This is a genomic window from Klebsiella sp. B345, from assembly GCF_051131735.1.
GTDB lineage: Bacteria > Pseudomonadota > Gammaproteobacteria > Enterobacterales > Enterobacteriaceae > Klebsiella.
The window spans coordinates 3,894,884-3,909,714 of record NZ_CP180443.1 but is presented as its reverse complement, the minus strand read 5'-3'; the positions used below and the strand labels follow the sequence as shown (position 1 = coordinate 3,909,714).

9 protein-coding genes are annotated in these 14,831 nt (G+C 56.6%); 2 read left to right on the top strand and 7 right to left on the bottom strand.

The window, feature by feature from the left end:
• Positions 1–9: 9 nt before the first annotated feature.
• The 5 genes from fhuB to mrcB all read right to left on the bottom strand — a co-directional run bounded on the left by fhuB (position 10) and on the right by mrcB (position 8,723).
• Positions 10–1,992 carry a Fe(3+)-hydroxamate ABC transporter permease FhuB gene (fhuB, locus tag ACMYSO_RS18345; protein WP_434666590.1) on the bottom strand — a complete coding sequence of 661 codons (1,983 nt, stop codon included), beginning with the start codon at positions 1,990–1,992 and terminating at the stop codon, positions 10–12.
• Positions 1,989–2,879, bottom strand: a complete 891-nt coding sequence (gene fhuD / locus ACMYSO_RS18340; RefSeq protein WP_434666588.1) for a Fe(3+)-hydroxamate ABC transporter substrate-binding protein FhuD — start codon at positions 2,877–2,879, stop codon at positions 1,989–1,991. The genes fhuB and fhuD overlap by 4 nt, the downstream gene beginning before the upstream one ends.
• Positions 2,879–3,676 (bottom strand): Fe3+-hydroxamate ABC transporter ATP-binding protein FhuC, encoded by a 798-nt coding sequence (gene fhuC, locus ACMYSO_RS18335; protein WP_123757697.1) that lies wholly within the window; start codon positions 3,674–3,676, stop codon positions 2,879–2,881. Before fhuC ends, fhuD begins: the two co-directional genes overlap by 1 nt.
• Before the next feature lie 46 nt (positions 3,677–3,722).
• A complete protein-coding gene (fhuA, locus tag ACMYSO_RS18330; protein ID WP_434666586.1) occupies positions 3,723–5,936 on the bottom strand; it encodes a ferrichrome porin FhuA in 2,214 nt (737 codons plus the stop codon).
• A gap of 231 nt (positions 5,937–6,167) precedes the next feature.
• A complete protein-coding gene (gene mrcB, locus ACMYSO_RS18325) occupies positions 6,168–8,723 on the bottom strand; it encodes a bifunctional glycosyl transferase/transpeptidase (protein WP_434666583.1) in 2,556 nt (851 codons plus the stop codon).
• Between the two features lie 599 nt (positions 8,724–9,322).
• Between mrcB and gspS the strand changes: the two genes are divergently transcribed.
• A complete protein-coding gene (gene gspS / locus ACMYSO_RS18320) occupies positions 9,323–9,697 on the top strand; it encodes a type II secretion system pilot lipoprotein GspS (RefSeq protein WP_434666580.1) in 375 nt (124 codons plus the stop codon).
• 40 nt (positions 9,698–9,737) lie between these two features.
• Here the strand turns inward: gspS and gspB are convergent, their stop codons facing one another.
• Both gspB and pulA read right to left on the bottom strand, forming a co-directional pair.
• Complete coding sequence (gene gspB, locus ACMYSO_RS18315) at positions 9,738–10,295, bottom strand: type II secretion system assembly factor GspB (protein WP_434666578.1); 558 nt, start codon at positions 10,293–10,295, stop codon at positions 9,738–9,740.
• A 96-nt stretch (positions 10,296–10,391) separates the two neighbouring features.
• Positions 10,392–13,673, bottom strand: a complete 3,282-nt coding sequence (gene pulA / locus ACMYSO_RS18310; protein ID WP_434666576.1) for a pullulanase-type alpha-1,6-glucosidase — start codon at positions 13,671–13,673, stop codon at positions 10,392–10,394.
• A gap of 374 nt (positions 13,674–14,047) precedes the next feature.
• Here pulA and gspC point away from each other — a divergent pair, with 374 nt between their 5' ends.
• Entirely contained in the window at positions 14,048–14,821 is a 774-nt protein-coding gene (gene gspC / locus ACMYSO_RS18305) for a type II secretion system protein GspC (protein ID WP_434666574.1), read from the top strand.
• Positions 14,822–14,831 lie beyond the last annotated feature (10 nt).

Here is a 14,831-nt window from a genome sequence, read left to right as displayed (position 1 = left end):
GGGAATCTCTTAGCGACTCTGCTTTCTCAGCAAATAGATAAAGTACGGCGCACCGATAAAGGTCGACAGCAGACCGGCCGGGATCTGATACGGGAACATCATCATCCGCCCGCACCAGTCGGCAAAGACCAGCAGCAGACCCCCAATCAATCCGGACACCACCATCTGCGGCATCGTGCGGCGGAATCCCATCATGCGCGCAATATGCGGCGCCATCAGGCCGACAAAACTCAACGGGCCGATCGTCAGCGTAGCGGTTGCCGTCAGGCACGCGGCCAACATCAGCAGGCCAATGCGTGACGGGGTCAGCGCCATGCCCACCGCACGCGCCGCTTCACCGCCTAACGGTAGAATGGTCATCCAGCGTCGGCACAGCGGCGCCAGCGCCAGCAGCACGACCATCGCGATACCGCTGCGCAGTACCATCTCAGGCGTAGCGCTGTAGGTCGACCCGGAGATCCACGTCAGGATCTGCGCCATCCGCGGATCGCCGCTGGCCTGCAGCATCATTAACAGCATGGTGAAGGCGGTGCTGAGCGCCATCCCCGCCAGCAACATCCGGTGCGGCGAGAAGCCACCGCGTCCGGCGGCAATCAGGATCACCAGCAGCGTCACCGCCGCCCCGAGGCTCCCGGCGGGCAGCAGCCAGCCAAACGCGTTGCCAGGGACGAAAAACAGCATCATGACAATCCCGAACGCCGCGCCGGAGCTGATCCCCAGCACTTCCGGGCTTGCCATCGGGTTGCCGGTCAGGCGCTGGATAATACAGCCGGCGACCGCCAGCATCACTCCGGCGAACAGCGCGGCAAATACTCGCGGCCAGCGCCACGGCATCAGTTGATCCAGCAGCGTACCGCTCGCCCACTGCCAGCTCTGAGCATCCCGGCCAAAAGTCAGGGCAACGACGATCGCCAGCAGCAGAATCAGCAAGCCGCCGAGGGCAAACCACTGCACGTTTTGCCGTTCCACCAGCACCTTGTCACCGACGTTCATCACCGGCGCGCTGATGCTCCGCAAGCGTGGCAACAGCCACAGCAGTAACGGTGCGCCAATCAGCGCCGTCACCGAACCGGTAGAGACTTCCATCCACACCCGGGTCAGCCACAGAATAATCTGGTCCGACAGCCACAGAATGAGAGCGCCAATCAGCGCCGCCAGCAGCAGACGCGACAGCAGGCGACGAGCGCCGAGCATTTTCGCCAGCAGCGGCGCAAACAGGCCAATAAAACCGATAATCCCCACCGCATTCACCAGCAGCGCACTGATGACAATCGCCAGCGTCAGCGTTGCCAGACGCGCCAGCGACAGCGCCAGCCCGAGGTTACGCGCCACGCCATCATCCAGCCCCATCAGCGTCAGCGGACGCAACAGCAACAGGGTTAAAATGGCACCGCCGAGCAATTGCGGCCACAGCCGTTGCACCACGCTCCAGTCGGTTTGCGTCAGCGTACCGGTGCTCCACAGGAACATACTCTGCAGCTGATCGTGATGGAAAATCACCATCAGTTGATTCAGCGCTCCGCAGTAAAGACTGACCACCAGGCCGGCAAGAATCAGGGTCACCGGCGACAGCCGCTTGCCCCAGGAGACACCGAACACCAGCGCCCCGACCAGGCAGGCCCCGGCCAGCGCGGCAAACTGCGATGCCAGTACGCCGGGGATCGCCCAGAGCGTCGTCACCGTCATCCCCAGTTGAGCGCCGGTGGCCACCCCAAGCGTCGTCGGTTCCGCCAGCGGATTGCGCAGCACCTGCTGGAACAATACGCCGACCAGCCCCAGACCGGCGCCGACCAGCAGCGATATCGCCAGCCTCGGCAGCAGGCTGTAGTGGAACAGCATCTGGGCAATATTATCGATATCCGGCTGCCGTAACGCCTGCCACCACTGGCTTTGCGGCAACGCGGCATGAAGATTGAACAGGCTGAGGGTAAACGCGGCAATCACCAGCACCGCCAGCAGCAGCGCCGTCAGAGGAGAAATTCGCGATCTCACGCAGCACCTCCCTGAGCATCCGCCAGCACGCGGGCAAAATGCATCGCCGACAACGTCGCACCATAGAACCACACCGCCGGTACACGCTGGAAACGTCCTTCGCGCACAAACGGCATCGCCCGCCATAGCGGCGTCGCCATCAGTTGCGTCATCTCGGCATGATTACCATGGTCAAAGCAGATAACGTCTGCGTCTTTGTAAGCGGCCAGCCGGTCGATCCCGACGCTGACGCTCCCCCAGAAGGCGGTCTCGCCGCGCCAGGCGTTCTTAATGTCAAAGCGATCGAGCACCTCCTGGAACAGGCAGTTGTGCCCGAAAACCAGCACGTGGCGGGGATCAAGCAAGGTGATCATCAGCAGCGGGCGATCGCCGCGCTGAGCAAACCGGGGATGCAAATTCTCCATCAGCGCATCGAATTCCGCCAGATGGCGTTTTGCCGCCTGCTGTCGGCCGATCAGTTCGGCCATTTCGTTGAGGGACTGCTGGGCCATCATCAGCGGGCGTTTGCCATCACTGAAGGTGAAGCCTTGTCCCGGAGCGATGCGCGCCAGCTTCTCCGATGACGGCCCGTAGCCTGCCGACCAGACGATAAACGACGGCTTCATCTGCGTCAGCAGCTCAAGGTTCGGCTCCGTACGCAGCCCGACATCGATCACCGAGGCAGGTAATGCTGGCTCGTTCACCCACAGGTTATAGTTCGGAATATCGGCAACGCCGTACGGCGTCACGCCGAGCGCCAGCAACAGCTCTGCCGGCAGCCACTCCAGCGCTACAATGCGCTGCGGGTCGATCGCCGCAGCCTGCGCATGCCGCATCTGCCACAGCAGTGGCGACAAGGCCATCGCCGTCAACAGGCGACGACGCGTAAGGAAATCGGTCTTGTCCATCAATACACAAAACTTACCGGCGCGTTGCCCGCCGGATGCGGCAGAATGCCCATAGGGATACCGTAAATTTGCTCCAGCGTTTCGCTACGCATCAGCTCCGCCGGCGTGCCCTGGGCAATCATCTCCCCCCCGCGTAGAGCGACCAGATAATCGCAATAACGGGCGGCCATATTAATATCATGCAGGACCGCAATCACCGTTAAGCCGCGCTGCTGGCTCAGACGGTGTACCAGCGCGAGCACATCAACCTGATGGGCAATATCCAGCGCCGAGGTGGGTTCATCCAGCAACAGACAGCGGCTGTCCTGGGCCACCAGCATCGCAATCCACGCACGTTGACGTTCGCCTCCAGAGAGGCTGTCCACCAGCCGGTGCGCCAGCGGTTTGAGACCTACCAGCGCAATCGCTTCTTCCACTTTCTCCCGATCGGCGCTGCCGAAACGCCCCAATGCGCCGTGCCACGGATAGCGACCAATAGCCACCAGCTCACGTACCGTCATCCCTTCTGCCGGCGGCAGCTGCTGCGGTAAGTAGGCGACTTTGCGGGCAAAGGCTTTGCTGCTCCAGCTATCCAGCGGTTGCCCGTCCAGCAACACATCTCCTTCCGATGGCGGCTGATGGCGACCCAGCATTTTCAACAGTGTGGATTTGCCGGATCCGTTATGGCCAATCAGGCCCGTCACTTTTCCTGCCGGGAACGTTAAGGAGAGAGGATGCAGCAGCGTACGGCCTGGTACGCGAAAGGTGACGCGGTTCAGTGAGAACGTGGTATCGGTGTGCGGAGTCTGTTCCTGCATAGCGGCGACCTGGTGAAAGGCGCGGCGAACCGCGCCCATTAAGTGATTAGAAACGGAAGGTTCCGGTCGCAACGATCTGACGACCTGAGCCCCAGTAGCACGCGTATTCGCTGTAGCAGCTGGAAACGTATTCACGATCGAACAGGTTGTTGACGTTGATCCCCACCGACGAGCCTGGCATGCCAAAGCGCGCTAAATCATATTTCACCGTCGCATCCATCAGGCCGTAGGCGGCCACATTGAAGGAGTCGTTTTTCTTCCCGGAGTCCGTGTCATTTTTGTAGTAGCTGACCGTAGAGCCAACATAACGCGCCCCGGCACCAATCGTCAGACCACTTAACGCGGTTTCGTGGAAGGTGTAATCCGCCCACAACGATGCCATGTTGCGCGGGACTTCCGCCGGACGTTTGCCTTTAAAGACGGTATCTTCGGTATATTCAGCATCGGTATAGCTATAGGCTGCGGTCAGGTTGATATTGGCGTTGACCGCCGCTTTCGCTTCCAGCTCAAAGCCGCGCGAGCGAATTTCACCCGTCTGGATGCTATAAATGCCGTACGGATCGTTAGGGTCCGCCGTCAGGTTTTTATCTTTGGTCAGCTGATAGACCGCCGCGGTAACCACCACTGGCATATCTTTCGGTACGTATTTCACACCCGCTTCATACTGCTCGCCGCGGGACGCATCGAACGGGACGCCTTCACGTGAAGAGCCGGAAACAGGTTCGAAAGACTGACTATAGCTAAAGTACGGAGAGATCCCGTTGTCGAACAGATAGTTAATGCCGCCACGCCAGGTAAACTGCTGATCGTGGTTTTTGGCCTCAACGCCAGTAGAGCGCGTCAGGGTTGAAGCCATCGCGTAATCGTAACGACCGCCCAGGGTCATTACCCATTTGTCCCATTGCATCTGATCCTGAGCGTACAGGCCGGTCTGCTCCATACGGTTCAACACCGCATATGGGAAGTTCACGTTGACGTTAGCATCGCCATACTGCGGGTTGCTCATGCTGATCGGATCGGCAGAACCGTAGTCAGCATTCACATCGTTACGCATGCGCGAGTAGTCAACCCCGGTCAGTAACTGATGGCTAACCGCACCGGTCGCGAAGTCAGACTGCAGCTGAGTATCGACGGTAAAGGTATTGAGGTGCTCATCAGAACGTACGTAGGCACGGTTGATCTGCCCCGGAGCCGTATAGCCATTACCGTAGACGGCGCGATACAAGGTATTCACGTCGGTATAACGCAGGTTCTGACGCACCGTGAAGGTATCATCAAACTGATGTGAGAAGCTGTAGCCGACCATCTGCTGGCGGCGGGACATCTTGTTATCCTGCTCACCTTCGTTGTAATCCGTCGGCAGTTTATGCGCGTTGCCGTTAGCGTCGTAATACGGCACCACGGTTCCTTCACGAGGCAACCAGCCGTAGTAACCCGCATCCGGATCGTTCTGGAAGTTGCTCAGGAAGGTGAAATCGGTTTTATCATCCGGACGCCAGCTGAAGGACGGCGCGACCGCGTAGCGGGTCGATTTTGCCATCTGCTGCTGCGCATCCTGACTGCGACCTAAACCGGTCAGGCGGTAGGACCACACGCCAGCATCATCGATGGCATCGCTGAAGTCAAAGCCGGTTTGCCATAGGTTGTCCGTACCCATTTTGAACTGCACTTCTTTCAGCGGTTCAGTGGTCGGACGCTTACTCACCATGCTGACGATGCCGCCTGGGTTACTGTTGCCATACAGCACAGAAGTTGGCCCACGCATCACTTCCACACGCTCGAGGAAGTAAGGGTCCATCGACACTTCGGAGTAGTTATTACCCTGCAGCTTCATGCCATCCAGATACTGGTTGGTGTTGACCGTGGATGAGGTCGTGAAGCCGCGGATGGTCACCACATCATAGGTGGTGGAGCTGCCGCGGGTGGAGAACACGCTCGGCGTATAGGCCAGCGCTTCTTTTACCGTCGTCGGCTGCTTCATATCCATCTCAGCACGGGTCACAACGGAGATAGACTGCGGTGTTTTTTCGATTGGGGTATCGGTTTTGGTGGCAGTAGCTGAACGCTTAGCCGCGATCGTCGGTGCCGGACCCCAGGCACTTTCCTGGTCGGCAGGTGCCGCGATAACAGTGATAGTTTCTTCTTTATTCGGTTCAACCGCCGCCTGTGCGTAGACAGACATGCCGCTAACCGCCGTGGCTACTACGACTGCGATTTTACGCAGCGAGTGATTTGGCTGAGCAGTTTTTGGACGCGCCATTGGTATATCTCTGATGAAAGTGAATGATAACGTAAACGAGAATTATTATTATGACCAATGCAATAATAGGCGAAACGCCGAATACAAGGCAAGCAATATGGCCGCTCTGAATACCGAAGGATGAAATAATAACCAGGCAGTTATTGTGGGGTTAAGTGACTGTTAACTAATGTGCGAAAATAAAAAAGCCCTCTGATACTTTTGCATCAGAGGGCCTGGTCAGACGGGAAATCAGTTGCTGCCGAACATGTCCTTAATCCAGCCCGCTACACCATCGCTCTTTTCCTGCTTCGGCGGCTGCTGTTGCTGCTGTTGTGTTGCCGGCTGCTGCTGTTGCTGCTGTCCGGACTGATTAAACGGATTGTTCTGCTGCTGTTGCTCCAGCTGCTGCTGTTGCATCTGCTCGCCCTGGCGGCACAGCGCATCCGGCGTAGTGGTCCAGACCGGAAGCGAACGGACCCCACCGCTGCACAGGAAGTTACCGCTGCTGTCGACACCCATATCAACCACATCTTCCGGTGCCGTCAGCGCCAACGGCGTCGGCGTCTGATTGGCCAGATAGCGCTGGTAAATCGACATTGCGCCACTGGCACCATACAGCTTGGTCGGTTGGTTGTTATCGCGTCCCACCCAGGTAATCGTCACCTGACTTCCGTCGATGCCGGCGAACCAGGTATCGACGTTATTGTTGGTGGTCCCGGTTTTCCCTGCCAGGTGCAGGCCAGGATACTTCGCGCCAAGTTGACGACCGGTCCCGCGCTGGACAACCTGCTGCATGGTCCACAGCGTCATGTACGCCGCCTGAGCAGGTACCGCGCGTTCTGCCTGCGGATAGCTCTGGTAGAGTACGGTGCCGTCTTCCGCGATGACCGAACGCAGCGCTGAAAGCGTCGCGCGGTTACCGCCGCTGGCGATCGTCTGGAACGCCTGGGCGACTTCGATTGGCGTCAGGTTCAACGCCCCCAGAATCATCGCCGGTACCGGATTAAGCTGCTCTTTCGGTACCCCCAGTTTGACCCAGGTATCGGTGATGGCCGGTAAGCCCAGCGCCATCCCCAGATTCACGGTCGGGACGTTCATCGAGCGCGTCAGCGCGTCCACCAGCATCACCTGGCCGCTGAAACGACGATCGTCGTTCTGCGGAGACCAGGTCTGGCCATTTGGCAGACGAATGGTAATCGGCGCATCGGCAATCGAGGTGTTCAGACGATACTGATTCGGCTGGCTTAATGCCGTCAGATAGGTCGCCGGCTTCGCCAGAGAACCGATCGAACGACGCGCCTGCATCGCACGGTTATAGCCGGCAAACTGCGGCTCCGCACCGCCGACCATCGCCCGGACTTCACCGGTAAAGCGGTCAACCACCACCATCGCGGTTTCCAGATCCGGCAGCTTACGCTGCTTTTTCAAGGCCGGAATACCGTCGATCGCTGCTTTTTCTGCCGCATCCTGCGCCACCGAGTCAAAGGTGGTAAAGATCTTCACGCCGGAGAGATCTTTCACCTTATCGCCCAGTTTAGCCTGCAGCTCCTGACGCACCATCTGCATAAAGGCCGGCTGCGGAGAGATCACCCCACCACGCGGCTGCACGCCCAACGGACGAGCGCTCAGCATGTCGTACAGTTCCTGGTCGATAACATTCTGCTGCTGCAGTAAACGCAGGACCAGATTGCGTCGTTCCAGCGCCAGCTTCGGGTTACGCCACGGGTTGTAAATCGACGCCCCTTTCACCATCCCTACCAGCAGTGCCTGCTGATCGAGGCTCAGCTCTTCGACCGGACGACCAAAGTAATAAAGGCTCGCCAGCGGGAAACCGCGGATTTCGTTGTCGCCGCTCTGACCGAGGTAGACCTCGTTCATATACAGTTCAAGGATGCGGTCCTTGCTATAACGGGCATCGACGATCAGCGCCATATAGGCTTCGTTGGCCTTACGCCAGTAAGAACGTTCGCTGGAGAGGAACAAGTTTTTGACCAGCTGCTGGGTCAGGGTACTTGCCCCTTGCACCGTCCGTCCTGCGGTCAGGTTCGCCAGCACCGCACGACCAATCGAGTACAGGCTAATCCCGTCATGCTCATAGAAATGACGGTCTTCGGTCGCCAGCAGCGTATCCACCAGCAGGTCCGGGAAGCCGCTGCGCTTCACGAACAGGCGCTGCTCCCCGTTAGCCGACTGCAGCATGGTGATCAGACGCGGATCGAGACGGAAGAAGCCGAACTGGCGGTTGTTCTCCATATTCTCGATTTTTTCCAGGCGATCGCCGTCAAAGGTCAGACGCGCGCGTACCTGCCCTTCTTTGCTGTCAGGGAAATCAAACGGTCGGCGGATCATCTCAATGCTGTTGGCCTGCACGGTATATTCACCCGGGCGGGTCATGGCACTGACCTGACGATACTGCGTTGCATTCAGCAGACGCACCATCTCGTTTTTGCTGACCTGCATATCCGGTTCGAGGTTAACCATCCGGCCATACACCGCTGCCGGAAGCTCCCAGACTTTACCGTCGATGCGGCTACGGATTTTCTGATCGAGATAGACGCCATAAGCCGCAACCAGCACCGCCATGACGATACCCAGCTTGAACAACAGCCATAGCCAGGTATGTTTACGGCGAGGCTTGTTACCTTTGCCCTTTGCTTTCTTTGGCATTGGCTCTTCGTCCTCATAATCATCATCGTAATCGTCGTCATAGTCCTCATCCCGGACCCGACGACGAGTCACTTTTTGTTTTGCCGGACGCGAGGTTTTTCCCTTACGTCCGATAGGCTCGCGGTCATCTCCCGCCATGCTTACTCTCCGCAACTTTCAGGCGTAAAAGCCTGATTCTCAATGCTTCCTCTTGAGAGAGGAAGAAGATATCTCTCAAATTCACGCCTGGGGGCTCTTACCCCTGCAGGCAACCTGCTCAGTATCACGGCGCGTCGCGCGCGCGTGGTCATGATGCCAGCTTAAGCCTTAATTTCATTATTCATAAAATAAATCATCATGTTACGCACAGCGCCTGACGAAAATTTAGGGCCATAGCACGAATAGTCCAGGCCACACAGGATAGCACTAAACCGGGGCCGGCTTAACCAGCATTTTACGCCCCCATGGCATGACAAAATCGAAAATATTATGTTTTTTAATAACATAAAAATATTACAGACAGTGCATCATCGCGGCATACCGTCCGGGAGCTGCCGATCGCTAAAAATGGCGTTGACGCTAAATATTATATTCAGATTGTAGCCGGTAATATTCGACAAGAAGTAAAGCGAAACTTTAAGCCATCCGGGGATAAAAGTGAGAGCGCCTTAACAAATATATATAATAATATTTCCTGATGACAGCCTGGAAATATTTGTTAAACTGTCAGCCAGTTAACCCGACCTGTTTAATATATTATGCGAACTTCCATTATATTTCCGCTTCTGATGATTAGCGCGCTGGCAGGTTGCCAGCAAAACCGTTCGTCTACGCTCAGTCCCACCGTCAGCAATGAAGCCCAGCTGGAGCAGCTCTCCTCGGTGGCGGCCGGTGCGCGCTATCTGAAAAACAAATGCAGCCGCAGCGATCTCCCGACAGATGAAACTATCGATCGCGCAGCATGGAATGTCGGTAAAAAAAGGGGATGGAATAATATTGATTACGCCACGCTGAGTCAGCGCAGCACGCAAATGTACCAACAACTCCAGCAGGACAGTACGCCGGAAACCACAAAATGCAGCCAGTTTAATCGTCAGCTCGCACCATTTATTGCCAGCCTACGTCAGCAATAAAAAGCCGAAATAAGTAAATTGTTTTTTATTTCACGCCGATTTATTCCCCTTGCGGGCTATCTTCTATAATGCCTCCCGGCCAGTCGTCCAGCGCCGCCAGCGTGAACGTTTTGCCGTTAAAACTGAACAGAGTGACATCCTGCTGAATCTGTTCAATCACCAGATTTGGCAGCGGCGACTCCCCTTCTTTCCAGGATTGACCATTTAACACGATACTGCGTTTCTCCGCTGATGAGGCGTAGACATGTGCGCTGTAGCGTAGTGCCGGCAAATTATCATCCTCAACGATGCGCTCCGTCTGCGGTTGTGGTGGCGTTTTCTCAGGTGACGGAGCCGGTTCCGGCTGGTGCGCTTTTGGCACAGTATGTGTCATCGGCACCAGCGCTGCATGTGCCACCGGAACCATCAATGCTGGCGCCACGGCGGTATTGCGCCACTGCTCGCCCGCAAACCAGCCGAGGGCAATCAGCAGCGCCGCATAGACCGGCACGGTCAGGTACGGCACCTGCACCATACGCCCGACCACCAGCGGCGTTTCCGCCGCCTCAGGCGCCAGTAACGCAGGCACACGGCAGGTTTTCTCATCAGGCACGACCACAGGCTCTCCTTAATCGCTAAAACGATAGCCCGGCAACGATCGCCGGGCTATCTGGCGCAGTTTGCAAAGCGTTGCAACCCGCCCTGGGTTACTGTGTTACTTACTGCTCACCGGCAGGCCAGTTCCCTGGGCATCGCCCTGCGGTTTTTCCAGAACCACCACGGACCAGGCTGGCAGCGTAATCGCGCCATTGGCGGCAATCTCCACGCCGTTTGCCAGCGAATTATCACCGGCCGTCTGCTGGATTTGGCTTAACTGCAGATTCTCACCGGCAAAGTCATCGAGAGTCCGGCTTTCAGGCGCAGCGTTAATCGCCACCACCAGGCCATCAACCCGGCTATCAAGGCTCGCGCCAGCCTGCACGCCATCGTCGATTGTCATGATCAGCAGACCGGCCAGCTGTTCAGGTCCGGTGTTGCGGAAGTCAACGCGCTTCATGACCGCGCTTCCGTCACCTAAGGTAAACAGCGGGGAGGATTTACGCAGTTGAGTCAGTTCCTGATAGAAAGCGGTCATCTGCTGCAGTTCCGCCTCGCCCGGCGTGGTGACCATCTCTTTCACGCGGGAGATCAGATCGTAGTTATCACCATCGTCGCTACGGCGCGGCATCCCGACGTTAAAGTTATTGTCCTGCATCGCGTAATCCACGCGGTTAAACCAATCGCCGGAGTCATAGGAATCGCGGGTGAAGGATTTCGAGCGCAGCAGTTCCGAACCTTGCTGATCGAAAGCAATCCCCTGGCCCAGCATCACCGTCGCCAGCGATACCGCCTGCATCCGCACCCGGGTATTCAGATCGGCCTGCTGCGCGGCTTTGTAGGTGATCATATCCCACAGGGTTTGGTTATCGTGCTTGGAGACATAGTTAACCACTTCCGTCGGGTCAGCCGCATAGCCGCCAGGCGCGCCGTTGTAGTCAATCTCGCTGCCTTTTTTCACCGCACCGTCTTTATCGATCAGGATAAAGTCGGCGAGGTTGCCGGCCATGCCGAGACGGGTCAGATCGGCCAGGTGGCGCGCATCGTCGTCACTCTGCTGGGTCAGCTCGTTAGGCAGAATCCCGGCGCCGCTGCCGACGCCCTGGTTCTGGCGCAGCGCATCACCTGAGTCAAACGGGCCACCGCCGCGCACTGCGTCACGCAGACGATCGGAGAAGGTGCCGATGCCGGTGCCTTTCAGGTTGATTTGCGAGGCAATATCAAAGCGGTCGCCCTGGCTTGAATCCCAGCCTTCACCGAAGAAGTAGATGTCCGGATTTAACGCTTTCACGCGCTCCCACGCCGACAGAATCTGCGCTTTCGGGTGGTAGCCCATTAAGTCGAAACGGAAGGCATCGATCTTATAGTCGGTGGTCCATACCGCCAGAGAGTCAGCGATCAGCTTGGCAAACATGCGGTGCTCCGGCGCAGAATCCGAGCAGCAGGTCGCCGACTCAACGCTACCGGTGGTTTCGTTCAGACGCTGATAGTACCAGGGGACGATTTTATCCAGTACCGATGTGCGGTCAGTTGGTCCCGCGGCATTGGTATGGTTATACACGACGTCCATAATGACGTTCATCCCCAGATCCTGCTTGATCGCCTGAATCATGGTGCGGAACTCTTTAATGCGGGTCGTCCCTTCCGGGTTGGTCGCATACGAACCTTCCGGCACCGTGTAGTGGAACGGATCGTAACCCCAGTTATAGGAGTCCGTCTGCGCCACCAGCGTGTTCAGGGCCTGCACCTGCGGATTGTCCTGGCTATCGTTCTGCTTCAGCTGGTTGAGCACCTCTTCAACGGTGGAGCCGCTTGAGCAATAACCGGCAAATTCGCTGCTCTTGACCGCGCTGTTGACCTCGCACAGATGGCTGAACGGTTGCTGAATATCGGCGACTTTATCGCTGAACTCGTTAACCGTCGCCAGATCGAAGACCGGCAGCAGCTCCACGTGAGTGACACCTGCGCTGGAGAGCTTTTTCAGATGCTGCACCATATTGCTGTCCTGCGCGGTGAGCGCGAGATACTTACCACGCAGCTCGGCCGGCACGGTCTGATCCCAGGCAGACAGATCGCGAATATGCGATTCATGAATCGTCATTTTGGCGAGGTCGGCCTTGGTTTTCTGGGCATGAGGCATCGCCAGGCTATCCCAGCCTTCCGGCTTGAGATCGCTGTCGTTAAGGTCAACGACCTGGCTGTATTCCGAGTTAGTCGACAGGCTATGGGAGTACGGGTCGGTGACTTCATACTGCTCAACCTGCCGCGACTGCGGATGGTAGACCGTTAGCGCATAGCGGTAGAACGCCCCTTTCAGGTCGCTGCCGCCCTGCCACGCCCAGGAGCCGGAGGCGCTGTCGCGGGTCATCGGATGGCTGGCCAGCACTTTTTTGTCGGCACTGTAGATAACCAGATCGACCTGCTGCGCGGTCGGCGCCCACAGGCGGAAATTGACCCCGCCATTCTCAACCTGCGCACCGTAACTCAGCGCTTCAGCCGCCGACGCATAAGTATCATCCAGCACGCCAGCCGTTTGTACCTGAGTGGCGGAAATTAGTACCCCGTCTTCCTCCGCAGCAATCGCCACGGTTTCGCCTTGAAGCAGCTCGTCGGTTTTAGCGTCATCCGGCAGTTTAAACGCCGCATAGCTGGAAAGCTGCGGGAAGCGCATACTGACCTGCTGGCTGATAGTCGTTGGCGTCAGCTTCAGGTAGCTGTCGGTAAATTTCCCTTCGCTATTGGCCGCCACTTTACTGCTGTGGCTGTAGTACAAACGCACGATGGGTTTATCTTCACCCGCCGGCCACAGCAGCGTCGTTTTATCGACCCAGTGGGCCTCAGCAAGCGCTACACCAAAGGCCGCGCGAAACGCCTCGGCGCGGGAGTCATAGAGCGTGCCGCTACCGGCAATGACCGATACGGTACGATCGGTAAAGTCACCAAACGAGACCTGCAGATCGCTGTCGATCAGTTTGTTAGTACCATCCCGGACGATGACGTTGATGCAACCGCTCTCTTTATTCAGCGGAATAACCCAGTACGGGCCGTATTTATCGCTACCGGCCGGCGTGGTGCTGACATCATTCCAGTCGGCGACAGGCGAGCTTAGTGCATCGCAGGTGTCATTATTCCAGAGATAAAGGTTCTTACTGCTGTAATCCACCGTGCCCGTTCCGGTGATACCCGCGATATCGACCAGGTGGATGACGGCCTGGTTCGCCGTCGCCGTGGCGGCTTCGCCAGGCACCGCCACATCGGGTAAACGGACAACGACATCCTGATTATCAGGATTGCCAGGGTTATCAGGTGAGCCAGAGGAAGAAGATGAAGAACTATTATCGCAGCCGCTAAGTAAAATCAACGAGCCAAGGAATAGGGCATTACAGGTATATCTGAGCATTCGATAGTCCCTAATATGCTTAATAATTTATGAAAGGTAAGAAAAGATGTTTATCTGTGAAGCGTCGCAATTAGATATTTTTGTTTTCTCCGGTTCAATCATCCATTAACAATTAATGGGGGGCGTAGGCGGCCGGGGGAGTAAAAACAAAAAGGGAATGACGACCCGAATCGTGAAACTCATTATGATTCGCGACGACCCGTTCGGTTTCTCGAAATACCAGCTCGCAATATAAAAAAATCACCCACCAATACAGGTAGGGAGACCGTACTGCCTCGAGGGAAATAAAATGAGCGACAAAATAAAAGATATATTTCTGTGATGCGGTTAACAATAATAAATAAAAAAATATTCCTCAAGCCTCGTCAATAGTCATGCTCATCATTTTATTATTGACCGCCCAAAAACTGGCTAAATTAAGCTGGTGGGCGATCGTCCCGGTGACCGCTCCAGATATTGAGATTAACGATACCCCCGTACCTTCAGCTATTCTCCCGACAACCACAACGGAATTACCGCGCCTGACGCTGTTTGGCCGCGCAGAGCAAAAAGCGCCGTCATCTTCCCATGGTGGTAGCCTTGAACAGGCCCCGCTCTCTGCGCTTAAGCTGCGGATAACCGGCCTGCTCACCAGCAGCGATGCATCGCGATCGATTGCGATCATCGCAAAAGGGAATCAACAGGTTAGCCTGATGACCGGCGACAGCACACCGGGTAATGAAGCCCGTATTATCGCGATTCTGGCCGACCGCATTATCGTGAACTACCGCGGGCGCAATGAAGCCATTTTGCTGAATGACGACGCGACGGAAAAAGCGGCGACGTCCTCCGTATCTCCGCAGACACCACGCCTCAGCCAGATTCGCCAGCAGCCACAGAATATACTTAATTACCTCAACATTTCCCCAGTCATGGTCAATGAGCAACTCAGCGGATATCGGCTCAACCCAGGTAAAGACCCCACTCTTTTCCGTGAGTCAGGTTTGCATGAAAACGATCTAGCGGTGGCCTTAAATGGTCTTGATCTCCGTGACAAACAACAGGCTCAGCAGGCATTAAAACAGCTTCCGGAGCTTAACGAAATAACGCTTACCGTCGAACGCGAAGGCCAGCGACAAGATATCTATTTAGCTTTGAGGGATGAATAATTGGCAAATG

What these genes read in the sequence shown, in the direction of transcription:
- gspC (WP_434666574.1), top strand. Translation starts at nt 14,048, where the DNA reads ATGCTCATCATTTTATTATTGACCGCCCAAAAACTGGCTAAATTAAGC.
- fhuD (WP_434666588.1), bottom strand. Translation starts at nt 2,879, where the DNA reads ATGGACAAGACCGATTTCCTTACGCGTCGTCGCCTGTTGACGGCGATG.
- gspS (WP_434666580.1), top strand. Translation starts at nt 9,323, where the DNA reads ATGCGAACTTCCATTATATTTCCGCTTCTGATGATTAGCGCGCTGGCA.
- pulA (WP_434666576.1), bottom strand. Translation starts at nt 13,673, where the DNA reads ATGCTCAGATATACCTGTAATGCCCTATTCCTTGGCTCGTTGATTTTA.
- mrcB (WP_434666583.1), bottom strand. Translation starts at nt 8,723, where the DNA reads ATGGCGGGAGATGACCGCGAGCCTATCGGACGTAAGGGAAAAACCTCG.
- fhuA (WP_434666586.1), bottom strand. Translation starts at nt 5,936, where the DNA reads ATGGCGCGTCCAAAAACTGCTCAGCCAAATCACTCGCTGCGTAAAATC.
- fhuC (WP_123757697.1), bottom strand. Translation starts at nt 3,676, where the DNA reads ATGCAGGAACAGACTCCGCACACCGATACCACGTTCTCACTGAACCGC.